Raw genomic sequence first — 25,386 nt, 5'->3', positions numbered from 1 at the left:
GCGTTGCTCCGTATACGCATCCGCTCGACGTTGTTGGTTCTTGCTGCTTCGGCCTTCTTCATTGGCTTTGGCATGGTTGCGAACCATCACCTAAACCTTGCGGCCACTATTTCGGTATATCTTTTCGTCACCCTGGCGATAGCCCACAATGCAGGATTTGCGGAAGCAAGCATCGTGTCGGTGGTGGCCACACTCTGCCTTGAGTATTACTTCGCTCCACCGTTGATGAGTTTTCGTGTGGACCGCCCTGAAAACTGGACCGCTCTGGGCACTTTTGAGGGCGTATCACTCATAGTGAGCCGCCTCTCCCATCGCGCGCGCCGGCATCAACTGATGCTGGAAAGGCAAAGCACCGAGCAAAAGGCACTTGGTGAGCTCTGTCGCGACCTGCTGCTCCTCGATTGGAAGCAATCTCCAGAAAAGCAGCTCTGTGCTCTGATCAAGGCCACTTTTCCTCTCCATGGTGTCGCTTTGTGGAATGCATACGAAGATACGTTCTCGAGCTCTGGCGAAACCCCTGGCGCGGAAGACGCGACCAAGGCCGTTTATTTTAGCGAGCGCAATTATGACGATGTCTCGAATCGAACTTCGTTCCGTGTTTTGTTCTTTGGGACTCGCGCCGTTGGTGCGTTGATGCTGCATGGACACTCGATCGATTCTTTAAGCATTAACTCGATTGCCTCGATTACCGCTATGGCGATCGAACGAACGAGATCCCTGGGAGTTGAGCTGAATGTGGAAGCGGAGCGGCAATCGGAACAGCTGCGCTCCGCATTGCTGGATGGGCTCGCTCATGCATTCAAGACGCCACTCGCCACCATCACAATTGCCAGTTCCGGATTGCTGGCCGCCCAAGAGCTGAATGCTCGACAGACCAGGCTTGTGAATCTCATCGAGCGGGAAGCTACTCGCCTGAGTCAGCTCACAACGCGGCTGCTGCGCACATCGCAACTGGATCCAGCCCAGGTCGTAGTTCGCGAGAAAGTCGTCGAATTGCGGCCTCTCATCCAGGGAGTGCTGGATGAGTGTGCAACTCAACTCAAGGCCCGCCGCGTCGATATCTCCATTACGCCAGAGGCCAACACGGTTCGATGTGATCCCCAATTGCTCAATCTGGCGCTCGTCCAAATCCTGGACAATGCCGCCAAGTATGGGATTCAGGATTCGCTCGTCCGCATTTCTGCCGACCGTTCCGGCTTACAGGCTATTTTGCGGATTCACAATCAGGGCTCCTACATCCCCCTCTCGGAGCGGAATAAGGTGTTCACGCGTTTCTATCGAAGCCCATCTGTGGAGCATCGAGCCCCCGGAACCGGCCTAGGTTTATCAGTCGCAAAAAAAGCGATAGAAGCGCATGGCGGAAAAATCTCTATCGAAAGCGATGTGCTGGGCGGGACAACTTTTGTCGTCGCGATCCCGGCTTACACGGAGGAACATGCATGACAACTTTGGGGTCAGTACTGATAGTTGAAGACGATGTCGCGTTGCGTGAGAGCCTGCGAGAGACGCTCGAAGGGGTGGGATTTCGTACAAGCGAGGCAGCCTGCGGCGAAGACGCCTTTCTTGCGCTGAATCAGAGTGAGTGCGAGACGATCCTGCTCGATGTAAACATGCCGGGTATCGGCGGCATGGAAACATGCCGCCGCATACGCCTGACGCATCCACTCGTCCCAATTCTCATGCTTACAGTGCGAGATGAGGAAAGGGATAAGGTTGAGGCTCTAGATGCCGGAGCAGACGACTATATCACCAAGCCTTTCCAGTTTCTCGAACTGAGCGCGCGTCTTCGCTCGGCGATCCGGCGCTTCAGGGCAAGCACTGACTCCCCAGATCGAACTATCACTATTGGCGAAGTGACCCTCGATCCATCTGCGCGTCGCGTCGCAAAAAGAGGGAAAGACATTCGCATGACGCCGACGGAATTTGAACTGCTGCATACTCTCATGCAGCACGCAGGACGCCCATTAATGCATCACCGATTGCTGGCCCTTGTCTGGGGCGCCGAATACGCCGGCGAACGCGAATACCTGCGAACCTATGTCAGCCAATTGCGGCGGAAGCTGGAAGATGATCCCGCTCATCCGACATACCTGCTCACGGATAGTTATGTCGGCTACCGTTTCCGCGATCCCTAGCGCACCAAGGAAAGCACAAGGATAAGCCTCTTATGCTTCCTTTGTGTCATCTTGATGAACCACCTGCTTTACTTAGCATTGTCGGTATTGAACCCGCGTGGAGTTAATTCGCGAACTCATTCCGAGCACGATAACTATTACCGACGAAGACGGCTCGACAGCATGTTCAACGAATCTTGACTCCACGCAAAGAGACGTAGGCTTTACAGGAAAACACGATGAAGTATAACGAAGCGAAAAAGAACGCAACCATCTTCGGCTCCAATGCTCGCGCCGAGGACGGGTTCAGGGGGTATCGTCCAGAGTATTCCATGCAGCAGGCAGTCCTCGTTCCGTTAGGAACTATTGCGGCTATCTTCTTCAGCTGCCTGGTTGTGTCGCTGACACGCTGTTAAAGCCGGCCGGTATTCCCGGCCGCCATGCTTACTCGTCGCGCATTACTCCAGCGCACGCTGCATGATCAGGAGACGCAGCCATTCTCCGAACTTAATTCCCGCCTCCGCGAGTAAACCAACCTGTTGAAAGCCGAGCGATGCGTGGAGAGCCACAGAGGAGACGTTAACTCCGCAGATGCAGGCCACCATGGAGTGGCAGCCCAACGCCTGGCATTGTGCAATCAGCTCCGCTAGCAGCACCTTGCCGACTCCGTGCCCGATACAATCCGGGCGCACATAGATCGAGTCCTCGACCGTGAAACGATATCCTTCGCGCGGGCGAAATTGCGACGCATAGCAAAAGCCCACAATATAACCCTCGAGCTCTGCAACTAAAAACGGCAGACCGTGATCCAGAACGGCCTGTCGTCTTCTCAACATTTCTGCCGCGTCCGGAGCCACGAGTTCAAATGTCGCTGTAGTCGTAGCGACGAAGTTCGCATAGATAGCGGTGATATCAGGGATGTCTGCCGAGGCAGAAGGACGCACCAGGCATTTCGACACGCGAGGAGCGACGCTCCGGTCGCCAATGGTGTCGAGTTCAGATCCTAGAGGGGAAGGATCCGAAGTCGTCTCGCAGTGGATTGGGTTGCATGTGCCCACTTTGTTTAAGGCGGGGCAGGCCCTCACCTATTTCTCTAGTAGACACGCAAACATATAAAGAAAGAGTAAGGTCGGAAAACACTACTCCGTCGCAGCTGCACAACGTGAAGGATGCGGACCGAGCGCGGCGGGGACGAGCAGTCCTGCCGTATAAGCCGCCGATTCCGCTTCTGCCATTCACCCCCTCGATAAATTTGAGCTAGATCGGCCCTAAGCGTGAGACAAATCCCCACCTTATGGGTGATGCACGACTTCCGGGATTCCGCGAAGATGGCTCGCGCCTGTTTTGAAAATTTTTGGGCACATGTATGAAATGATTCCGCTCCGACTGCCTTACGACCGTAGCGATAGCAAACGTCCGCTCAATCCCCCTCGGAGCGGCTCTTCGCGCCGGCCATGTACCGGCGTGGTTTTGTAGGCGTTGTCAGCGGCAGCTGTGTGCCTTCCCCTCGAACTTCCGTGCTCGCGGTTCCCAGCTTTTGGGAGACCGTGGCCCGGTGACATATTGAACGACTTTTTGGAGACCACATGAAGTTCCGTATCCCATTCCTCACCCTATGCTTGTTGCTGATCGCGGAAGTTCTCCTTGGCACGGTTCGATTGCAGGCACAGGCCACCACCGCGTCGATTCACGGCACCGTCACCGATTCCACAGGCGCAGTCCTACCAAATGCGTCGGTGGCAGTCGTCAATACGAGCACAAGTATTGCGAGCGCGCAGAAGACCGACAGCAAAGGCTATTTTATTTTCCCCGATCTCCATATTGGCGGCCCTTACACGGTGACCATCAGTAAAGATGGATTTCAGAAGTTCGTCGCGACGGGCATCATGCTGGACTTGAGCTCTGCTCGGGAGATCGAAGCCAAGCTGCAGGTCGGCACATCCTCGCAAACGATTCAGGTCAACTCCGCGGCGATTCAGGTGGAAACCGCCGATATACAGCTGAAAAATGTGGTTGGAGCCGCCGAACTCGAAGAGTTGCCGACCCTCGGCCGCGATGCTGTGCAGCTGCAGAAGACCGCACCGGGCGTCGTAGAAGCGAACGACCGTGAGGGCACTTTCTCGACAAATGGAAGCCAGACGCAAGAGAATTCCTATCTGCTGGACGGTACGGACATCAACGATATTCTTCTGAATCAGCCCGGCATTACAGTGAATCCCGATGCGCTGGCGGAAATCAACATCATCTCCAGCACTCTTGATCCACAGTTCAGCCGCAACTCCGGCGCCATCGTCGACGAGGCCTTGAAAAGTGGCACAAATCAACTTCATGGAAGCGGCTTCGAATTCTATCGGGACACGTTTCTAAATAATGGCAACTACTTCTCGGCCACCCGGCCAGTCTTTCATCAGAATGTTTTCGGAGGAACGCTGGGTGGAGCAATTCGCCGGGACCGTGCATTCTTCTTTCTGGCCTATCAAGGCCTGAGAAATCGCACAGCGCAAACACAACTCACGCAGGTATTCAGCAGCGCCCAGAGAGGCGGAAACTTTTCTGCCGATGGCGGCTTGTCGAGCAATCCAATTCCATTTCCTACCGGACTACAAGGGCCGGCAGGATTTTGCGCGGCAGGAACGCCATGGAACAAATGCTTTCCGAACGGACAAATTCCCACCTCGAACTTCAATTCAATCTCGACGAGCCTGCTCAACAAGTATGTTCCCCAACCTAACTTCGTAAGCGGCGGCATTAACTACTACAACTTCAATGCTCCGAACACCGCCGGCGACGATCAAGGCATTATCCGCATCGACGATCAACTGACGTCGAAAGATGCTCTTTGGGCTTCGACTATTTTCGATTCGAACCCCAGCACAAATACTTTGCCATTGCCTTCAACTGAATCGACAGGTACGGGAGCCAATCTGCCTGGCTTCGCGGCGGACAACTCATCGCACATCAAGATCTTCAACGCATCGTGGACACACATTTTCAACAGCACCACATTGAACGAACTGCGCGCCGGATACTTCCGCTACAACTTTGCGGAACTGGAGCCAGCAGCCTCTACGCTCGCTGCGCCTTCCTCGTTCGGATTCAATATCGCTCCGCAGGATGCAGCTGCCGCCACGCTTCCCTTCATTAACGTGAATGGATATTTCGCGCTGGGTTTCAGCACCAACGGACCGCAGCCCCGCAAGGACGAGAATTACAACTACTTCGACAATTTCAGCAAGGTGGCCGGAAGTCACAGCTTGAAATTCGGAGCTAATGTAGAGCGCTTCGTTTTCAGCAATCCATACTATTCCAACAACAGCGGGGCATTCAGCTTCGTTGGATCCAGCACCTACAGCTCCGGCGATCCTGCAGCGGATTTTCTGCTCGGCGTCCCAGCTACCTACAATCAGGGATCGGGATACTTTGTCGATGTGAGAGCTTGGCAATATTATGCGTACGCACAGGACCATTGGCGGGTTTCCGACACGCTGACGTTGGCCTACGGCATCGGGTATGACGTAGAGACCCCGTTCGAGAATCTTCAATATGGAGGCGTCGGTGTAACCTGCTGGCTGCCCAACAACGCCCAGTCCAAAGTATTTCCAGGCGCTCCTCCGGGATTGCTGTACCCGGGCGACCCGGGATGCAACAGGAATGGCAGCCCGACAACACACTGGAACCATTTTTCGCCGCGCGCCGGATTTGCATGGTCTCCCAATAGCGGATTGGGCGCACTCACCGGCGCCCCAAGCCAACATTCGCTCGTCGTTCGCGGGGGCTTCGGGGTTTATTGGAACCGGCCGCAAAGTGAGGGAATGCAGGAGAATTCGAACGATGCTCCATTTTCTCTGAATAGCCTGGGAGCAGCAGGACTGGGAGGCAGTCCCAGCTTTGCAAACCCGTTTCACGACATCGCCGGGACACCAGGCGCGTCCTATCCAGCGAACCCATTCCCCTACACGGTCCCGGCGCCTGGCGCGAACGTAAACTTCTCTTCGCTCTATCCGCTGGAGATGGACAATCTGACCGCTGCCTTCGATGTTCCTTACACTTATAACTTCAACCTCAATGTGCAGCGATCGTTGCCTAGCAACATGGTGCTCACCGTCGGCTATGTCGGCTCCCTTGGCAGGAAGCTGATGCGCGCTGGCGAGGGCAACCGGACAACTGTGGCGGGGCATGACGCCTGCTTGAGCGGAACGGGAACCGGCGCGCCGATTGTGCTCGGCGGCAACACATTCTCATGCGTGCAGCTGGCCAATGCGCAATCGCTCTACTTTCCCGGCGATAAGACACAGCCGGCGGTGGTTCCAGGATCGCAGGTCCCTGGACTCTTCCCCAATGGTCTCCCTTATTACCTGTCCATTGGCGGCATGTTCACCAACGGCTCGTCCAGCTATGACTCGCTGCAGATCTCTCTCGCGAAGACTCCCACACATGGGCTGTACTTTGCTCTTGCGTATACCTACAGCCACGCGCTGGATAACGCCTCCAGCCTGGAAGATTCCGTGGCCAACGGCTACGGCACTAATTACGTTCCCGGCTTCGAACATCTGAGCTATGGTGATTCGGCCTACGATGCGCGTCAACGCTTTGTAGCGCTTTATAACTACGAAATACCGATGCTGCACAATTTCTCTGGAAATACATACGCACGCTCGGTATTGGGGGGATGGCACTTCTCCGGCATTACTGCGCTGCAGAAGGGATTCCCCGTCACAATCTATGACGCAGGAGTGTATAACTCGCTCTACTGCGACCAATTCAGCTTCGTCAATTGCCCGGACGTTCCCAACACGTCGACATTTCGCATCAAAACGGAGAATCCCCGGCACGCTGGCAACTATTGGTTCAACCCAGCTACGTTTTCACAGGAGCCGATTGGCACCTTCGGGAATGTAAAGCGCAACTTCTTCCACGGCCCAGGCTTCAACTACTCTAATTTTGAGATCTACAAAAATGTGCCGGTGGGTGGAGCAGATAGTCCGCGCTATATTCAGCTGCGGCTGGAAGCATACAACGCGTTTAATCACGCCAACTTTGCAAATCCCAACGGCAACTTTGGCGCGGGATCGCCGGTCTTCGGATCAATCAACTCGGTCGACCAGCCTGTCAACACTAGCGGCGATCCGCAACCAGGGCGAGCTATTCAACTCGGTGGAAAATTCTATTTCTAGCGAGTCGCTGACTCGGGAGATTCAGGGGTAGAAATCGATGACTACCTGGCTGCAGGAAAAGAACATCGTAGAGCATACCCTTTCTCAGAAACTGTGAACGGATCGATGCGCGCGTGGTCCGAACAGACTCCGCGCGCATTTGCTCTGCGGCCGCTAGCGCGAGGTTGTCACATCCATATGCCCCGATGGATAGACACCACGCAACGCCAGCACCGAAAAGTTACTGAACGTATTGCCGCCGATCAGCTTACCAAGCAGAGAATCGGCCGACGTATAGAACGTGACTGACGAGGTGCCAAAGCTGATGTTCGGCAGAAGCGTCTGCTGGAGCATTTTCGAATCGCCGCGCGGAGCGTACCACCAGTTGGCTAAAAATGGCTCGGCGGAGTTCGGCGGCGGCGCGGCCTCAGGGCCATAGATGAAGTATGGGGTCAGATCCCAGGCTCCGGCCGCAACATACAGGTTGCCGTTACCATTCGGTGGAGCTGTGTATTCGTAGGTGAGCTGCGAGTCAAAGCGTGCGGGAAGACCTGCAGCCAGGAAGGCTTCAATAAGATAAGGATTATCGCTCACATAGACGAGTGTGTAGTTGTTGATGTCTCCGGTTCCATCCGGAGGAACGATGTTGATGCCGATCTGTGAAATCGTAGTGGGCTGCGGATTGCGGCTGTTTACCTTGACCGAAGCGCAGTTGGTTGCGCGGATCACGATGTTCGCGGCGCCGCTCTCGGCTCCGGCGACTGCGAAACCTTTCGGTACCAGCGGTGCCGCAGCTGCCAGCGAAATGGGCCCCTCGCCCGCAAACTCCGAGCAGTTGGTGAAGTCGACAGTGAAGTCAGTGCGTGTCTGGGCTGAAGCGGTCATGGTGAAGGCGGCGAAAACGATAAGAAGCTTGGAAGATGCGCGATGAACGGCTAAACGCGAAAAGCCTTTCAACTTCGTAGCGGATGGTAGAGATTGAGAGCTGAATATCTTGGTCATTCGAATGTCTCCTATACTTGAGCGCACGGACGATGTGCTCCTGGGCGCGGCTGGACTTGCGTTGTGGGGGAGAGTCAGGTGACGCTCTCATTCGCTGCTTGGAATGTTGCTTCGGGAACGACGCTTTGCGAGAACACGTTCGCAGGAGCGACAGGCGTAGTTCGACATCGGCACCCACGCAACAAGGCTCGCGATGAAGACAACGGTAAGAATGACGGCCAGCATTTTTTCAGACATGAACAACTCCTGATGTGAGCCTTCGTTTGGACAGGTCATCGGGACCTGATCTGCTTCTCCACGATGCCGGTGGTTTGGTCGGGTTCTCATGGGTGGCGGATCCATGCAACGATCTGCTGCCAAAACCCCATGCTGGCCACCGGGAGCATAGTGAGCATGGCGACGATGATGATGGCGGAAGCAATCGCCGTGTCGCGATGAATGCGCCGCAGCGACCAGAGATCGTAAGCGATTACCAGCAGCGGCAGAACGGCATAAACACCAATGGTCCCGGGCATGCGGAGATCAGGGGGAAAAGGCCAGCGGTTGATGGCCGGTCCCATGATGGCCATGGTGCCCAGGATCATGAGGCGTTTGTGCGATGCGGCCTTGCGGCGAGCGAGCAAGGCCCATACGGTGAGCCCCGCGAAGATGGCCAGCTCTTCGAGGTCGCCCACCAGAATCAATTCCGCCGGTATGCCCGTGCCGTTGCGGCGTATTGAGTCAAACAATGTGAGCACTCCGAAAGTGACCATGAGCGGAAGCAGAATGACACCTAGCATGCCGAGCGTCATGTGCAGTTTTACTTTGCGCGCGGCCACCAGAGACGTCTGCATGAGCAGGAGAAATATCCAGCCGACAAAGAGCGCTCCGTGAATATGAACCAACCTGTTCGGCAGCTTGGCTAATACCATCCCCGGAAGAAAATAGCTCTGCGCGAAGCCGATGACGACCACGGCAAGAATGAGCAGCGCCATCACGGGAAAAAAGATGTCATCGGCGCGGATCTTCCGCCACGACGTTACTAGAGTGGCCATCGCGAGACTCCTTTCTCGATGGAAACGGCATTGTCGATTACAGACGTTTGAAGCGATCCGCAAAATCGTGCAGTCATCGCGCCCGCTCTCCGAAGCGATAAATGAGACCTGAGCTGATACGCAGATTGTTTTGGAGGTCGTTCACGCGATTGCTCGACTGGGTCATCAGGTAATCGGCTTCCACTACCCGCAGCGACCAATGACCGTTGAACTTTCGATCGAGGCCTCCGCCGACATTCATGGCGAAGACTATGGCTGGATCGGTGGCTGCCGGTGTCGCTCCCTCCACCAGACTGCCGCTCGCGTGTTCGGCGCCGACCAGCAGTTGGCCAAAAGGATTCCATCGTGCGCGCGGCATCGGACGAATACGAAAACCGGCAGTGAAGACCGACAGTGTCAGGTCGTAATTGCCAGAGCTAATGCCGGAGGCATGAACGACCGTCGTATCAAAAACGAAGGCGTAGTACGCTGAGCCGAGAGGCTGAGCGATAGAGCCGCTTCCGCCGTTGAGCGAGAAGCATCCGCATCCTCCGGGCGGTGCATTGGAACGGGCGTATGTGTATTCGCCTGCGACTTCGGTTTGGTTCTGCGAGGCAATCGCAGCAGGTTGAGTTTGCGCCAGAGCGGGAGCTGCGATCAGCGCGATCAGGAACGAAATAGTAATAGATAGTTTCATGGCTTCTCGCTTACCTCACTGTGATCTGAACGGTCGTGTTGTGTTGAACGGAGCCGCTCGTTCCGGTCACCGTGATGGTGTAGGTGTTCGAACCGCTCTGCGACTGCGGCATAGCGAAGCCCGCGCCACATCCGGTGATCGTCGCCATCATGCCGAGCAGGAAGAGCAGACATCCCGCACCGGTGAAGAAGGCGCGCGTCACCTTTGCGTTCCAGCGACGGCGTGCACGCCATCCGGGGATGAGCAACAGCACAGCAGCAAAGACCGGTGCGGTGAGCGGCCATCTCGAGGATTCTCGACTGCTCGCAGTTTGCTGAGCTGCTGTCTGTACGGTCATCATGGATTGCGCGCCGGCAGCCCCCGGCGTGATCGATGCTGGAGAGAACGTTGCCGTAGCGCCGGGTGGCAAACCGCTGGCCGTCAGTGAGATCGCATTTGTGAAGCTGCCGCCCGTCGATGTCACATTCACGGGATACATCGCGGAGCTCCCTGAAGCGACGGTCTGCGTTGGAGGAGTGACGTCGACTACGAAATCTGCGGCCGCGGCTGCGGCAGTTCCCGTCCCAGTGATGGTGCTACTTTGCGGAGAGCCGGCCGCGTCGTCGGCTACAGAGATCGCAGCGGTAAAGCTCGCTGCAGAATCTGGAGAGAACGTGGCGGAGATAGCGCAGCTCGCACCTACCGCCAGCGTCGCGCCGCACGTATTCGCGCTGATGGCGAACTCCGATGCGTTGGATCCAGTGATCGTGATGCCGGAGATGTTGAGCGTAGCCGTGCCGCTGTTGGTCAGCGTCGCGATCTGCGCTGCGGTTGTGGTTCCCATTGTCGCCGAATAGGTCAGCGATGCCGGAGTCAGTGTGGCGATCGGTGCGCCCGGTGTAGTGGCGGCAGGGCTGGTCCCGCTGAGTGTCGCTGTTGCCGGACTATATTGATCGTTGCTTGCCACCGAGACTGCTGCATTGAATGTCTGACCGGCAGCTGTTGGAGTGAAGACGACGCTCAGGTTGCAGCTTGCATTGACGGCCAGCGTTGCTCCGCATCCGTTGGTGAGTGCAAACGACGTCGCACTCGCACCGCCGAGTGTGATGGAGGAGATAGTCGCTGCCGCGCTGCCGCTGTTCGAGACGATGAGGGTTTGTGCGGCGCTTGACGATCCGAAGGCTGTTGTGGGGAAGGTATTCGTCGCAGGCGAGAGGCGAACCGAGGGTTGACCAGCGCCAGCCACACCCGTGCCTTCGATAGTCACAGTGGAGGTGCTCGTGGTTGCGTTGTCCGTCACGGTGATAGTGGCGGTGGCCGCTCCAACGGCGTTGGGAGTGAAGGTGACCTCAATGGCGCAGGCGATGTTTGAAGGTAAGGTAGTTCCAGCGCAGGTGTTGGTCTGCGAGAATTGCGCAGCGTTCGGCCCGCTGATGGCAATCGAGGAAATGGTCAGGGCCGTATTGTTGTTGTTTTGAAGAGTAATCTGCTGTGCGCGGGTGGTGGTGTTGACGGCGACGTTGCCGAAGTTCAGAGGGTTAGGCGTAAGCGTAGGCGCGCCCGTCGGGGTGGCGCCGCTGCCGGTCAGGGTAAGTGCGAGATATATGCCAAACGTACTCGGCTGGGTGATGTAATAGGTGTCACCCGTGCCGGAGCTATCGTTCATGGCGCCGAGATAGGTTGGGGTAAAAGTTATACTCATGTTGCAGTAGCCGCCGGCGGGGAGTGGTGTATTGGGGGTGGGAGTAGTTCCAATGCACTCATTGGGGTTCGAAGCAAGCGCGGTCTCATCATGTGACGCGGTAATTCCCCAGTCGCTGGTGACTGCGTTGCCTGCGTTCATCAACATACCGGTGTAGGTCTCGGGAGTTCCTAATGGGACATTCCCGAAGTCATAGAGGAAGGCCTGTCCCTCGGCGCGGGATACTCCAAAAATCTGCTTTCCCGTGTTATCGCCGACCACCAGATTTCCTTGGCCATCGCTCGTTACCGCTGAAGCGTTAACCAGCGCAGCTGAGGGATAGGGAGTGGTGGTTCCGTCAGGATGCACGATGGTGATTCCGGAGCCGGCGGGTCCAGTGACAAACGCCGTACCGCCGGGGTCGACCGCGATCGAGGAAGGCTGTGTAAGTCCTGTCGCCACCAGCGTTGGATTCCCTGCCTGGTTGTAGCGGCGAAGATTGCCGCCTGCCGTCTCCGTGCTGTAGAGATTGCCGAAGCCATCAAACGCAAGCGACGCGGGCAGCGAAATGTTCTGCGCCAGCGGAAGCTGATTTCCAAGAGTGTCGATGAGGTAGATAGCCGCCTGCCCACCAGCCGACTGGCCGGCGATATAAAGGTTGTCGCCGCCATCCATGGCGAAAGCGCTGAGGGATGTCAGTGCAGTTTGCGCACTCAGATCGAACGCTACGGACTGATTGCCCTGTGCGTCGACGCGAAGAATGCGCGCGGACCCACTGTCCAATACGAAGACCGCTCCTAAGCCGTCTACGGCAAGCTGCGTGGGAGCATTCAAGCCCGTGAACGGAACCGCCGCCGATGCGCTGCTGGATACTTTCAGAACCTGGTTCGCAACCGTATCGGAAACATACACGTTGCCGTTTCCATCCGTAGCAACGCCTCCGACGCTCGACACGCCAAGCGCCCCTGGAGTGACAGTGCCGGGTGTGACGGCAAATTCGGTGTTCACACCGATGCCGTAGACCAGGCTGGTCAGCGTCGCGCCGCCTGTCGTGGTGATTGTCGCTGAGGTCGACCAGTATCCCGGGAGGTTTGGCTGGCTGAAGAAATAGGCCTGCAGAAGAAATGGGACGCTAGTTATGCTATTGGTAAGGCCCGTTTCCGGAGGGAAGTTCGGCAGCCCGAGTAGAGCACCGTTCGCCACAGTCACCGAGGTAAACGATTGTTGATAGGGAGCCTGGAAGTCCAGATCTACGAAGCTCTGATATTGGAGGGCGATGGTATAGGCAGGATCCACTGTCACATTCGCTGCATAGACGGCGCCGGCATCCGCGCTGGTTCCCGGCGTAAATACGTCGATAGCATTGCCGACGGGAATGTAGATGCGCCCACGGCTGTCTGTGGCTGGTGTTGAGGGCGAAGCATAAGTCCCAGTTGGCGTGAGCTCAGTAAGATGACCCTGCGGATCGAGCACGAAAATTCCAGAGGACGCAATATAGAGGTCCCCCTTCGCATCGAAGAACAGTCCGCCCATGTTGGGAAGTCCTGTGAAAATCTCGGTGACGTTCCCTACGGTGTCGCGCCGGTACAGGTGTCCTTGGTCGACGATGTTATCTCCCTGGGCGTAATACACAATCCCTGCCGGATCGACTGCGACACTGGTGAGATCAGGGATGCCGGGTGAAAATGAGGTCTGCGTCTGCGCTGCCAAGTTGTAGATCACGATGGTGCCTGCGCTCAGATCCACCACATAGAGCGATTGATAAGCGGGATCGAAAGCCAGCGACACCGCAGAGGTGAGCCCGGTGATCGGCAGCACGCTCTGCGCCCCGGCCGCGGTGATTTCCACCACGCGCGCGTTGCCGTTATCCGCGATGAAGATGTTGTCCTGCTTGTCGAGGATTACGTTAAGAGGGGTGTTAAGACCCGTCGTCGGAATGACCGTCGTGTTCCCCATAGGATCGATGCGGAAGAGTTTGTTCTGAAACTGGTCAGGAACAATGAGGTCGTCTTTGGAGTTGATCGCAACGTTGTCGTATTGGCTGGGCCCTGTTATCTGCAGCCTATGCTCAGAGCCGTAGAGGCTGAGCGCCCGGTCGGCCACGGTGAAGTTCGACGTCTGTAGAGCAACCGCCGCATACGTGCCGTCTCCGCTGTAGGAGTAATCGAAGGTGTGCGCACCGGGCGCGAAAAACTTGAGCCCGACCCGCGCCACGCCGTTCACCAGCGGCGCGGTCGACTGAGTACCACTGTCGGTATCCCAGGTGATTGACCCGCTGGGTACAGGAGCGGAGGCTGAGCTTACTGTAACCGTGGCGGTTACTTCATCAGTGAAGGTCGGCGTGGTGGGACCGAGAATCGCGGCGACGGTTGCCGTGCCCGTTTGAGCCTGGGCAGACGATGCCATGGCGGCCATGATCAGCACGGCCAGAAACCACAGCCCCATCGGTACGCGATCCCGCCGAGGACTCACTCTAGGGATTGATCGGCTCATCGAGAAAATTTCAGTGCGTGGGTCTTTCATGTCGGGTTTTCCTTCCAGGGAACGAATTACAAGTTGGGCCCAGCGGGCGACGGGCATCGCCGGGGCGGCTTGCGGGATGGTCTTCCGCATTTGTGGGAATGGCGGTTGCATCAAAGGCTCTCCTTCGTTTCTTCAAAGCGGATTTCTTCCAATGACTTGCTGCAGATCCTTAACGGGCCGGCCGCTGAGGCGTGAAGATGTAGGCCGTGTTGCAGAAGCGCGCGGTAGATGGCGTCTGTGTCGGCGCCGTCGAGGCCCATCACTTCGATCCACGGTGCGCCGCAGTTCGAACAGACCGATGTGCATAAGGTTGATTCGGGCTCCGCGCAATTGCCTTCGCTGGCCGTGCATGATGCAGGCTCCGGCGTGGCGGCGCGCGTGAGCGAGAAGGTGAGCTTGCGCTGCTCGATCTCAATCGAGATACGGCGGGTTCGCTTCATCGCGATCCTCCGGGATTGACGCAGATCGCAGCTGCCTTCTTCGCAACAATTTCTTGCTGTTCAGTTTCGCTACTGAATCTTTGGCTACATGCGGGCATAATGGCTCCAGGCCTGCAGAGCTTTTTCGGCCTGCACGTAAAATGGCGCAAAGCCGCTGTGCTGTCTTTAAGCCGTCTCATTCGTTCTCAGGGGTTCTCAGGGCCGATCATGTTGAAGGAAATGAGCAGCTTGCAGTTTGGAGAATTCACGCTGGACAGGCGTCTGCGTGAGCTTCGCCGCGGAGGAGAAGTTCTCTCCATCCCCGGAAAAGCCTTCGATCTGCTCTCCTATATGGTGTCTAACGCCGGAAGACCGCTCCCGAAGACCGAGCTGCTCGACGCAGTCTGGCCGGAGACCACGGTTGAGGAATCCAACCTCAGCCAGAATGTCTTTCTGCTTCGCAAAGTATTGGGCTCCGCAGGCGACGGTCCGATCAAGACGCTGGCCGGCCGTGGATATCAGTTTGCCGCGGAGGTCACAGAAGTCGAGGCCGCCCCGAAGTCGCAGCCTCCATCGCCCGCTCAGTCTTTTTCTTCGCTGACCGTGGAAGCAACCGAAACCCGCATGATCGTCCACGATCAGGTCGAAGAACGAAGCCCCTGGACCACGCGGAGGCGAGTCTGGACGTCAGCGGTCATCCTGCTGGTGGCAGTCGGAATCGCCGGTGGGGTAGGACGCCAGCGCTGGATGAATCGTTCGGGTGAAGTGCCGGTCCCAGAAACGATAGTCCCGCTGAAGGGCTCAACTGAGGCTCCCGTCCGCCAGGCAGTGGCCGTGCTGGGTTTTCGCGATTTGAGCAATCACCCGGAGGACGCGTGGCTTTCGACTGCGGTCGCTGAGATGCTGGCCAGCGAAATGAGCGCCGGGGACAAACTGCGAGTCCTCCCCAGCGAAGAGATCGCCCGCGCGCAGTCGGATCTGGCGATCAAGGACAGCCCGATCGACTCCGAGTCAAAGCGGGCGAGCTTGCGGCAGGCTACGGGCGCAGACACGTTGATCCAGGGTTCTTATGTAGTAGTCGGAGAGGGACAAGCTCAGCAGCTTCGCCTCATGGTTAAAGCAGTGGATGCCCGTTCGGGCAAACAACTGGCCTCTCTCTCTGAAACGGGCCGGATGGGGGAACTCTTCGTGCTGGTGGATCAGGCCGGTGGGGAACTTCGGAAGAACTTCTCTCAAAGTGGCTCGCGCGCGGAGGGTGAGCAGGCGCTGTCAGGCATGTCACACAATACGGAAGCCCTGCGCCTCTATGCGGAAGGCCTCGAAAGAGAGCGAGCCTTCGACGCCCACGGTGCCCATAGTTTCTTCGAGCGAGCAATCGAAGCCGACCCCCAATTCGCCATGGCGCATCTTGGGCTGGCGGATGTCTGGTCCGATCTCGGCTTCATGGAGCGAGCGAGCAGGGAGGCGGCGGAAGCTTATAAACTCGCAACCGGGTTGCCCCGGGCGGAGCGTCTTGCCGTCGAAGCTGACTACAAGCATTTTTCCCAAGATGACGAGGGCGCCATCGCTCTCTACAAGTCGCTTTCCACTTTTTATCCGGACGACGAGAAGTGGGGCCTGAAATTGGCATCGCTGCAAAGCGCGGCCGGGAGGCAAAAGGATGCCCTGGATACGCTCGAGCGGCTCCATAAACTACAGCTGACGCCAGCCGAGACCGTCGAACTCGATGGGATCGAGGGTGCTGCTTACGCGTATATCGACGACCCTCAGGCCAATGACAAGGCGCGTGCGCGATTGAAAGAAGCTATCGCGACCGCTGACCGGCAGGGCGGCCTCTTTATTCATGGACGGGCACTCCGGTGGGAGTGCTTCGCTCTCTCGCATATCGGCCCAGTGCCCCCCGCGCAGGCGGCCTGCAATCAATTGAAGAGGACCTTTCAAGCTATCGGCGATCTCCAGGGGGTAGAATCCGCCACCAATAACTTAGGAGTGTTGGCGCAGCAGGTTGGCGACTGGAAGCAAGCAGAAGCAGACTATGAGGATGCCCGCCGCCTGGACCACCAGGTCGGCAATCTGGAAGCAGAGGTCGATACAATCCAGAATCTGGCGCATCTGGATCTGTCGCAGGGCGAACTGGCAAAGGCAATACGGGAATCGATCGAACTCAGTCACATTACCGGAACCAGCGACGATTACCACACGGCCTACGAAGGACACCACTATGCCTCAGCCGCTCTGCTGCTCTCCGGACGGCTCAGTGAGGCAAAGGTGGAGGCCCTCAAGGCCCAGGAATCAGTGGACAAAGAGAACCCGCAGGACTTTAAGATTTATCAACAAGCCCGCTCCAGAGATGACCGCGCCTGGGTCGCGTACCGGGCCGGCGATGTTAGCGACGCGCGGGCTCTATTTCAACAAGCCCTGGCCATTGTCGAGCCAACGCATGATGATGTGGGCGAAGCCATCTTCGTTTCCGATGAAGCGTGGGTCGCTCTCGGACGGGAAAATCCTGGGAACGAGTTCATGGAGAAGCTGCGCCATGCGGCCGCGGTGCTATCGAAGCTTCAGGATGAATCGGACGAGACGATCGATGCAGAAGTAATATTGGCTCGGCTTGATGTGCAGGAAGGCGCGCGAGACGAAGGCGCGCAAGCAATGGCGAAAGCCAGGATGCTGGACAGCAAAGGCGACTCGCTGGATGTGCATATTGATGTCTTGTTGGGCGATGCAGACGTGCAGCAATCCCTCGGCCACACCGCGGAAGCGAAACGGATACTACAAGACGAAATCACTGTGGCGAAGGGGCATGGCTTCGCGTACTCCAATCTAGCTGGAGAGATCATGTTAGCTAAGCTTGATGCGAAGATTGCGCCTTCCCCTCAAAATTCAAGCCACTTGCAATCCTTGATCCAGGAAGCCAAGAGGGCCGGATTCGGCGGCTTAATCCAGCAAGGCCGCTAAACCGATAGACGTCTCACTGTTCTGCTGAATGAAACTACGCGGTAATACGAAAGTATCGATCGATACCTTGGTCCAATAGATTCGTCTCCCAGCTTCAGGCTAAATAGTCTCATGGAAGATGCCGGTCGTTTCCGGCTGCAAAGCAGAACGATGGGACAACAGGAGATCGAAATGCCAAGCAAGCAGACGGTGATCGTAACGGGGGCGTCGCAAGGCATCGGCGCAGCCACCGCGCGAGCATTTTTGGATCGCGGCTACAATGTGGTTGGAAACTCGCGCAGCTTTTCCACCACATCACTCACTCCGTCAACCAATCTCGCACTGGTCGAAGGTGACATCGGGCATCAGGCAACAGCGGAGAAGATTGCGCAGGCCGCGATCGGTAAGTTCGGCTCGATCGACCATGTTATCTGCAACGCCGGGATCTTCACCGTGAAGCCTTTCACGGATTACACGGCGGAAGAATTTCACGCGCTTGTATCCACGAACCTCGACGGATTTATCTTCATTACACAACTGGCGGTAAAGCAAATACTGTCGCAAGGCACCGGCGGAAGTGTGACCTCCATCACATCATCCCTGGTCGACAACCCCATCGCGGGTGTTACCGCGTCTCTCCCCATGATTACCAAGGGAGGACTCAACGCGGTGATTCGGAATCTCGCGAGCGAATATGCGACGCGTAATATCCGTTTCAACGCAGTCTCCCCCGGCGTTGTTAACACTCCCCTTCACACCAATACGCCGAAAGACTTCATGAAGACTCTTTCCGCCATGGGAACGGTCGCGGAGTCGAAAGACATTGCCGACGCGGTCGTTTACCTCACCGAAGCTCATTTCGTTACGGGGGAGGTGCTGCACGTGGACAGTGGTGCGCACCTGGGCCGATGGTAGCCGGTAAAGATCTACAGCCGGACGGCCCCGAACGCCGGCTGCAGGACCTCGGCATTCAGCTCCCTGCAGCTCCGACGCCTTTCGGCACATACGTTGAGGCGTTACAGACCGGCAAGCTTCTCTTCCTGAGCGGCATGCTTCCGGTCGTCGATCATAAGCCTAAATATTTAGGACGGCTTGGAAAAGAACTTGATGTCGAAGCGGGACGGGATGCCGTTTACACTGCGGCCCTTGGTGCTCTCGCTACGGCGAAGCAGTATCTCGGTTCACTCGATAGGATCACCCGCGTCGTCCGGCTGGGAGTGTTCATGGCCACGCACGGGGATTTCCTCGATCAGCCCAAAGTCGCGGACGCAGTGTCAGACCTCTTTCGCGATATTTTCGGAATCGAGAAAGCATCTGTTCGACTCGTTATCGGCGTCGCGAGTCTGCCTCTCGGAATGCCGGTGGAGCTCGAAGTTATTTTCGAGGTTGCAGATTAGCTTTCACCGGCAGAGGCTAAATTTTTTTGCCGGCGGCAATCGTGCTCTTGCCATTGGTCATGCATTGACCTCTCCTGCGAGCGAGCGCGCTCCCGCTGTCACGCCGTCTTGATTTCATTCAACGTTTGAACTTCTTCCCAGCCGAGCCCAACTGCATGTTCCGGCAGAGTGCATTCCGCCGCACACCCTCGGCCATACGCGCCGGAGCCAGCCTTAAGCGGGCGCGGTACAACCTGGATTTAACGGCGGCTTCGGATATCTCTAACTCATGAGCGATCTGCTTGATTGTGCGATGCTGCATCATCTGCATCTCGACGATCTGCCGCAGGCACGGTTGAAGTTTCCCAACCAATCGAAGCACACGATCGCAACGCTGGCGATGAACACAGATGTGCTCTGGGCTCGGGCTATCATCTTCGAATTCGAGACTGGAGACGATCCCCTCTATTTCATTCGGGAAGTCGAAGGAAACCTCGCGATGATTGCGCCGTTTACGCAGGATCATCAGCGCGGAATTGATCGCAATCCTGGTGAACCACGACCGGAAGCTCGACCTTCCCTCGAAAGTGTGAAGCGCCTTGTACGCGCGCAGGAACGCATCCTGCATGGCATCTTCGGCGTCTTCGCGATTCTTGGTAATGGTAAATACCTTTCGATAAATTCGCGGCGAACAGATCTCCCTGATTTCGGTAAACGCGGCAGATGATCCCGACTGTGCAGCCGTGACGAGGCGTTCAAGCCGCAGGGATTCGTCGTTCCGGGAGGCGATGTTGATCTCCGCTACTTCATCAGCAAGATTCATGGCTGACTCCTCGAGTGCCCACACCTGAATCTAAGATCTTTCGACCGGCTTGCGATGTTGTTTTAGAGAAGCCGTAAGAGACGAAAAAAATCACACCAAACGCAACTGCGCCAATCGAGGCGAATAGACTACGTCTCGCGGGCGACAACGGCTTCCGTCTATATAAAGTTATTCCCTCATAGATCATAGTGCTGCCTTCTGTGAAGAGGATCGATTTTGTCACTTTTGCAAAACCAGCAATCCGTTACTCTGCGATTAAGCCAGAAGACCTGAAGGTGATCCATTGGACAAACGTATCGATCGATACCTTTGTATCAGCCAGTACAAACCGCAGAGTCAATAGAGAACAAGGGTAGTTTGGACGCGCAAAGAAAATGCTGGCGTCCTATTCTGCGCTCCACTTAGCTCTCACTTATCCTTGGGATCTCGCTGAAGCAAGACTGAGCAGGTCCAGCGTGATATCTGAACGCAGCTGTCAATGCGGTGTGCCTCTCCAAGGGCCATCAGTCAACAGAAGGGGCGCTTTCTTGGGTCGCAGCGAGCGGACCCACAGCCCACGCTCCAATCTCCTGTGCGGCGCTGGCTTCAACCGTGAAGTTCACGCCGGCTCGCCGCTCGATATCGGAAGCCAAGCCCAAGAGCGAAGCGCACAACCGCATCTCGGTATACTTCTGCAGGTCTTCCTTATCTCTTGATTTTTCTTCCTCGACTAACACCTCAGCGCGAAGTTCCTCGATACGCCCATCGCGCGATAAAAGTTGATCAGCTGCTTCTCTTTCGATCGCATCCGCTAATCGATGAAGCACACTCGAGGCTCGCTCCTCGACCTCCTGGCCGAGCATACGCCCTGACTCGGCTGTCGCCAGGCCTCTGTGCTGCAGAAGTCCGGTCTTCAACAGCAAGAACGCGCGCAACTCCGGCAAGAGCGTTCGGATGTTCCGGTTCACTAAACCTTCGTGAAACTTTTTCGGGAAGGATTCGAAAGCGTACATGTCAGCAAGATCGCGCAGCTTGTCGAAGTCCCGGTTGATCCTCGAACTTTCTGCAGCCAACCGTTGATTCACTTCTTGAGCCGTCCCAACCGGCATCACCTTGAAGTTCGCGATGCTGCGCAGCATCTGCAGGAGCAAACCGCGGACAGATTCACTGGATGTCTGCGCCCAGAGATGATCAAACACGATCCACATTCCCACAACGCCCAAGACGATCCCCAAAACCGTATCGCGAGTAGGCACAAGCGAGGTGTTAATCGTGAACTTATTGAGATTCACCAGATTGTAGGCCAGAACTATCTGAAAGCCGGCGAATGCTATCCGCGGGCCGGAGGTCGCTACCCAGGACCCAATCCAGACGACCGACGCAAATAGAAGAGCATACTGCGGGAGAGTGTTGAGCTGAGGAAGAATGAATACTTCGGCTCCCAATCCAATAACACCTGCACCCAGAATGAAGCCCACAAATCGAAGGTTCTGCCTATACCGGCTCGCTCCAGTCAGTCGACGAGCAGTAAGGGTGCACGTTAAGATCGTCGGCCCGGCAAGCCCCATCCAGCCCGTACTCATATAGAACACATAGCAAAGGAAGGCAGAGAGCGTTCCGCGTACCGCAAATTTGATGTGCTCTTCACTTGAGACAACGCCAGCAACAGGCCCGGCCGCCGACGTAGCTGCTGCTACTAAAGGTAAGCTCCAGTGGATACGAAGACTCTCATTGCAACAGCTCTGGGTGATTAAATCGGTGGTGCGTTCAATCTCAGTCAGTAACGGATTGGACGCGTAGCTCCCAAAAGGAAGGTCAATCCACTCCGGAGATTCTTTCCGCGCGAGACTGGAACAAATTAAACCTAGATTTCGCGCGATCGCCCGACACCGTTCCTGGTCCTCAACAGATAACTTGGGAGCAGATTCAGCGAGATTCGACGCCAGCTCTATCAGTTGTCTCGTGAGAGCGATCACGGTCGCGAGTAAGTCGCGAAAGCTCGCTTCATAGTTGGACTTCGCAAGGTGCTCCCGTAAATCGTCCACACCTCTAGAAGCAGAGCGACCGAGCTGAATCGATAACACCGGGGAAGGAAATTCTGCCGCGGCGGCCTGGTTTAAAAGTGTTCTCACCAGACTCAAGCGACGAGAGATTCCATCGAGGACGACGTCCGGCAGATTCTTCTTCGAGAACACACTCTCAATTACGACAGAGAGTACACATCCTATAAGAATCGAGAGCAAGATGTAGAGCGTGAGTTCCACGCGTCCTTCAGCAGGGACCGGATAATCCCACAACTCGATCCCTATCGCAATCACTGCGCTGGCAGTGAGAGATGGACTCGTAAAGTTCAATTTGCTGATGACATAAAAGGCCGCGAAAAGGCTCACCACAACCCACATCACATGGAGAAAGGGCGAGCCGGCCGTTAACATCCCGCCTACGATAACTTCGGCAGTTGCGATTGAACAGGTCAGGCCGATCTGAAAGGCAGTCTTCCGTGTAGCTTTCAGACTCTCTCTCGAAATCAATATCGGGAAACCGGCGCCCAATATCGCACCGGGAAGTCGAAAGACCATAGCAATCAGCATCACGCTCGTGCAGGCGAGAACCATTCTCCCCACCAGAGCCGGCCTGCCGGGATACGATGCCAGTTCGGCGCCCAACATTTCGATAAGATCCCGAATCGGCGATTTCGACCGGCGATGGGTTGTCATGGTCGACCTCAACGATCTCTGTGGCCAGGCCGCATCACGACAACTGCGACCTGGCCCACGCGAAATATGCCGGGTGGCGGGTCAATGATCCTGACACGTACCGGGTATCGTGACGCCAGACGCACCCAGTTCAGCGTCCGCTGTGCATCCGGCAGTCCCTCCGAAAGCTTACCCACCACATCCGGATCTGGGGTGACACCAAAGCTCGCGCTCTCGACAATGCCGTGATATTTCCTGCTTGAATCGGACATGAGGAACACGTCAACAGGCGTTCCAGGTTGGGTGTGGGAAATTTGAGACTCCCTAAAGTTGGCAAGCACCCACCAGATCCGGTTGTCGATAAGGGTGAACAGCTGCTTGCCGACATTTACGTATTGCCCCTCCGATGTGGTGAGGTTAGTAACGCGGGCATCGAATGGCGCGACCACGCTGCATTGCTCGTAGTTATATTGGGCGAGCCGAACCGCTGCAGCCCTTTGCTCGCGCTGCGCAAGCAAAGGCGCGAGAACCAGAACCGAATGTGCGGACTCTTTAACTTCGGCCCGACTCTGCGAAATCTGAGCGACGGCTTGCTGCTTTTGAGCAGATGCAGAAAGCAAACTCGCCTTTGCCAGCTGCAATTGAGACTTCGCCTGATCCACTGCTGCCGTCTTTGCATCGGCTGTCGTACGAGCTTTATGCACGTCGTCCTCTGTAACGAAGCCCTTATCAAGGAGAGGCTGGACACGATGAAAATTGCCGATGGCATAATTTTCGTCCGCCTGCGCCTGCTTGAGTGCTGCTTCGGATCGCGCAATCGCCGCTTCCGCGATCTCAATTTCATCGGCGGCCCTGGTCTCATTTGCCAGGGCGCTTTGCTCACCTGCGTTCGCCACATCAACGCTGTTGACCTGAGAGGAGATTCGACGGGATTCATTCTCGATCTCGCCTTCGAGCTCCATTTGAGCAGCGAGTGCGTTCTGCAAAGCGTACAGATAGGGTCGGTCGTCAATTTTATACAGCAGGTCGCCTTTTTTTACGAAATCATTGTCGTGAATGGGCAGTTGCACGACCGGGCCTTCAACAACAGGCGCTATACCAATGAAGTTGGCTGTCACTTCAGCGTCATCAGTTCGCGGATACAGCGCTACTCCGCGGAGTACCAATCCCGCAGAGACGAGTGCGGCGACGACGATGCACGCGCTGACGATCGATCCTTTGCTTCGAAATCTTTGTGGAATTGAAATTTGCAAAGCAATTTCCTCGTTACTCGAAGAAGACCATCCAAAGTGTGCAGCTAAAGAAACATAGAAGCGCGGTGTAGACGATCGATAGAGGCCAAAGCTGATCTGCGAGCTTCTTAGCCGTGATCAGCAGATGAGCCAAGAACGTCAATCCAATCGCGATGCCGAAACATGCAAGCCATGACGGGAAATATGATCCCAGGATGTTGAATGTCGGTGGCCCGGAGCACCCGGAGATTGTCGTCACAAACAGGCTTGTTACAAAGCTTTTCCACATTCGACGACGGTTGCTCGAGACATCAGTTGATCGGCAACTAGAGATCATGGCTGCTTGCCTTTCGGATGATTTGTGATTAAGTCGCCTGTCCGGAAGTCAAGATCGGTGAAAGCCTGAAGCACCTGAGTGCGGGCGGTAACGTCGATGGCCCGCGCTTGTGCCAAGGCATTTTCCGCGGCCAGCACATCAAGGAAGTTGCGCACGCCGTCTTTATACGACTCCAGCGCCGCCGCGTACGATTCCGACGAGGCGACCAACAAAGCTGCAGCCGCCTGCCTTTGCTCCAGTGCTGTCGTTGCGTCTGCGTAGTCATTCCAGACTTCGTTCGTAATCTCGTCTTGACGATCGCGAACTTCCTCGGTCGCTACTTTCTCTTCTGCCTTCGCCTGCCTGATACTGTTTTCGCGGCGGAGCCCATCGAAAACCGTCCATTTCAGACCGAGCGTTGCATCATAGGTTGGAGTGTGTGCATAGGTGCCAGGAAAACCGTATTGCTCTCCGAAGCCGCGGATCCAACCTTTCGAACCTTCAAATGTCAGCGATGGGTAATAGGATGTGCGCGCATGTTTTACTTCAGCCTGCGCCGCACTCACACGGGCTTGGTCGGCCTGCAGATCGGGTCGGTCTTTGAACGCAGTGCTTATGGCGTCCTCGACCGATAGATCCAGCCTGTCTGGAATTCTTAGCTGATCGAGTGGTTCTACCTTCAACGGCTTCACCGGATTCGTGGTGATAGTCCTGGCAAGATTTCCCACTTCAATCTGCTCTGCACCGATCGCGCTCTGCAAATCATAGACTGCTTTTGCAGTCGCAGCCTTTGCCTCCAGCACTTCCGGAACCGTAGCGAGCCCGTTATTACGTCGCTGTTGCGCGGCATCCTCTGTCACCTTCGCGTCGTGAAGGGAGACGGCAGCGGCCTCCCGCAATCCTCTCGCCTTGAGCAGGTTGAAATAGGCTTGACTGACTTGCCGGATAAGGATCAGATGTTCATTGTTGAACGACAGATTTGCCGCAACGAGTCGTGCCTGAGTCGCAGTAATCTCCGTTCGTCTTCCACCGAAGTCCACAAGCGTGTAAGCCAGGCGGACCTCCGCATCAAAGATGCCCCAGTCCTGCAAAACAAATGTCTGATTGAAGAGTTGTGGGTTGAGATAGGTTCTTCCAGACGTCAGGGCAATGATTGTCGGATACAGTTCGCTTTTCGCGATTCCCACCGATGCGGCATTCACTTTAGCTCGATTCCAGGCTGCTTGCGTCGTGGGACTGTTCGATTCTGCAATGTCGATCAGCTCCCCTAAGCCGTAAACGTGCTCGCCATCGATCGACGCTTCATGAGGGCTGACGACGGACGTGAAGTGCTCCAATGAATGGTGGTCTGGCAGCCAAGGCACATCCGGCGTGGCCGGCGCCCTTTGACCCCATGCTCCAATCTGGAGGAAATATGTCATCGCCACGCCAGCTACAAGTAGCCTT

19 protein-coding genes are annotated in these 25,386 nt (G+C 56.3%); 7 read left to right on the top strand and 12 right to left on the bottom strand.

Translation table 11 applies throughout. From position 1 onward, the window contains the following. Positions 1-3 precede the first annotated feature (3 nt). The 3 genes from XX99_RS18755 (at position 4) to XX99_RS27790 (ending at position 2,530) form a co-directional block, all read left to right on the top strand. A complete protein-coding gene (locus tag XX99_RS18755) occupies positions 4-1,443 on the top strand; it encodes a sensor histidine kinase (protein ID WP_156186072.1) in 1,440 nt (479 codons plus the stop codon). Continuing rightward, on the top strand, positions 1,440-2,135 hold the full coding sequence (locus tag XX99_RS18750; protein WP_050060898.1) for a response regulator transcription factor: 696 nt from the start codon (positions 1,440-1,442) through the stop codon (positions 2,133-2,135). Before XX99_RS18755 ends, XX99_RS18750 begins: the two co-directional genes overlap by 4 nt. A gap of 218 nt (positions 2,136-2,353) precedes the next feature. Beyond that, positions 2,354-2,530, top strand: a complete 177-nt coding sequence (locus tag XX99_RS27790) for a hypothetical protein (protein WP_184085083.1) — start codon at positions 2,354-2,356, stop codon at positions 2,528-2,530. Positions 2,531-2,572: 42 nt separating this feature from the next. Here the strand turns inward: XX99_RS27790 and XX99_RS18745 are convergent, their stop codons facing one another. Next, complete coding sequence (locus XX99_RS18745) at positions 2,573-3,058, bottom strand: GNAT family N-acetyltransferase (protein WP_082125707.1); 486 nt, start codon at positions 3,056-3,058, stop codon at positions 2,573-2,575. Positions 3,059-3,700: 642 nt separating this feature from the next. Between XX99_RS18745 and XX99_RS18740 the strand changes: the two genes are divergently transcribed. After that, positions 3,701-7,288, top strand: a complete 3,588-nt coding sequence (locus tag XX99_RS18740) for a carboxypeptidase-like regulatory domain-containing protein (protein WP_050060897.1) — start codon at positions 3,701-3,703, stop codon at positions 7,286-7,288. A gap of 153 nt (positions 7,289-7,441) precedes the next feature. Here the strand turns inward: XX99_RS18740 and XX99_RS18735 are convergent, their stop codons facing one another. The 6 genes from XX99_RS18735 to XX99_RS18710 all read right to left on the bottom strand — a co-directional run bounded on the left by XX99_RS18735 (position 7,442) and on the right by XX99_RS18710 (position 14,602). After that, positions 7,442-8,269 carry a hypothetical protein gene (locus XX99_RS18735; RefSeq protein WP_050060896.1) on the bottom strand — a complete coding sequence of 276 codons (828 nt, stop codon included), beginning with the start codon at positions 8,267-8,269 and terminating at the stop codon, positions 7,442-7,444. An 87-nt stretch (positions 8,270-8,356) separates the two neighbouring features. Continuing rightward, complete coding sequence (locus XX99_RS18730) at positions 8,357-8,506, bottom strand: hypothetical protein (RefSeq protein WP_156186071.1); 150 nt, start codon at positions 8,504-8,506, stop codon at positions 8,357-8,359. A gap of 86 nt (positions 8,507-8,592) precedes the next feature. Next, positions 8,593-9,303 carry a hypothetical protein gene (locus XX99_RS18725; RefSeq protein WP_050060894.1) on the bottom strand — a complete coding sequence of 237 codons (711 nt, stop codon included), beginning with the start codon at positions 9,301-9,303 and terminating at the stop codon, positions 8,593-8,595. Between the two features lie 73 nt (positions 9,304-9,376). After that, positions 9,377-9,979, bottom strand: a complete 603-nt coding sequence (locus tag XX99_RS18720) for an outer membrane protein (RefSeq protein ID WP_050060893.1) — start codon at positions 9,977-9,979, stop codon at positions 9,377-9,379. Positions 9,980-9,989: 10 nt separating this feature from the next. After that, the gene (locus XX99_RS18715; RefSeq protein WP_050060892.1) at positions 9,990-14,084 is read right to left on the bottom strand and encodes a choice-of-anchor D domain-containing protein; all 4,095 of its coding nucleotides are present in this window, start codon (positions 14,082-14,084) and stop codon (positions 9,990-9,992) included. A 188-nt stretch (positions 14,085-14,272) separates the two neighbouring features. After that, complete coding sequence (locus tag XX99_RS18710; protein ID WP_050060891.1) at positions 14,273-14,602, bottom strand: hypothetical protein; 330 nt, start codon at positions 14,600-14,602, stop codon at positions 14,273-14,275. Positions 14,603-14,821: 219 nt separating this feature from the next. Between XX99_RS18710 and XX99_RS18705 the strand changes: the two genes are divergently transcribed. The 3 genes from XX99_RS18705 to XX99_RS18695 all read left to right on the top strand — a co-directional run bounded on the left by XX99_RS18705 (position 14,822) and on the right by XX99_RS18695 (position 18,915). Beyond that, positions 14,822-17,539, top strand: a complete 2,718-nt coding sequence (locus XX99_RS18705) for a winged helix-turn-helix domain-containing protein (protein ID WP_184085080.1) — start codon at positions 14,822-14,824, stop codon at positions 17,537-17,539. Positions 17,540-17,710: 171 nt separating this feature from the next. Beyond that, positions 17,711-18,433 carry an SDR family NAD(P)-dependent oxidoreductase gene (locus tag XX99_RS18700; protein WP_050061158.1) on the top strand — a complete coding sequence of 241 codons (723 nt, stop codon included), beginning with the start codon at positions 17,711-17,713 and terminating at the stop codon, positions 18,431-18,433. After that, entirely contained in the window at positions 18,427-18,915 is a 489-nt protein-coding gene (locus XX99_RS18695; RefSeq protein WP_050060889.1) for a RidA family protein, read from the top strand. The genes XX99_RS18700 and XX99_RS18695 overlap by 7 nt, the downstream gene beginning before the upstream one ends. Before the next feature lie 118 nt (positions 18,916-19,033). Here the strand turns inward: XX99_RS18695 and XX99_RS18690 are convergent, their stop codons facing one another. From XX99_RS18690 to XX99_RS18670, 5 genes are all read right to left on the bottom strand, one after another. Next, the gene (locus XX99_RS18690) at positions 19,034-19,717 is read right to left on the bottom strand and encodes an RNA polymerase sigma factor (protein WP_050060888.1); all 684 of its coding nucleotides are present in this window, start codon (positions 19,715-19,717) and stop codon (positions 19,034-19,036) included. 503 nt (positions 19,718-20,220) lie between these two features. Continuing rightward, the gene (locus XX99_RS18685; RefSeq protein WP_050060887.1) at positions 20,221-22,413 is read right to left on the bottom strand and encodes an FUSC family protein; all 2,193 of its coding nucleotides are present in this window, start codon (positions 22,411-22,413) and stop codon (positions 20,221-20,223) included. An 8-nt stretch (positions 22,414-22,421) separates the two neighbouring features. Next, positions 22,422-23,645: an HlyD family efflux transporter periplasmic adaptor subunit gene (locus XX99_RS18680; protein ID WP_050060886.1), complete on the bottom strand. Its 1,224-nt coding sequence runs from the start codon at positions 23,643-23,645 to the stop codon at positions 22,422-22,424. 13 nt (positions 23,646-23,658) lie between these two features. Then, positions 23,659-23,913, bottom strand: coding sequence for a YtcA family lipoprotein (locus XX99_RS18675; protein ID WP_050060885.1), 255 nt, complete (start codon positions 23,911-23,913; stop codon positions 23,659-23,661). Positions 23,914-23,957: 44 nt separating this feature from the next. Next, entirely contained in the window at positions 23,958-25,361 is a 1,404-nt protein-coding gene (locus XX99_RS18670) for a TolC family protein (protein ID WP_184085074.1), read from the bottom strand. Positions 25,362-25,386 lie beyond the last annotated feature (25 nt).

The sequence above is a fragment of the Silvibacterium bohemicum genome (assembly GCF_001006305.1).
GTDB classification, from domain to species: Bacteria; Acidobacteriota; Terriglobia; order Terriglobales; family Acidobacteriaceae; genus Silvibacterium; species Silvibacterium bohemicum.
This window is presented reverse-complemented; position numbering and strand designations above follow the sequence as displayed.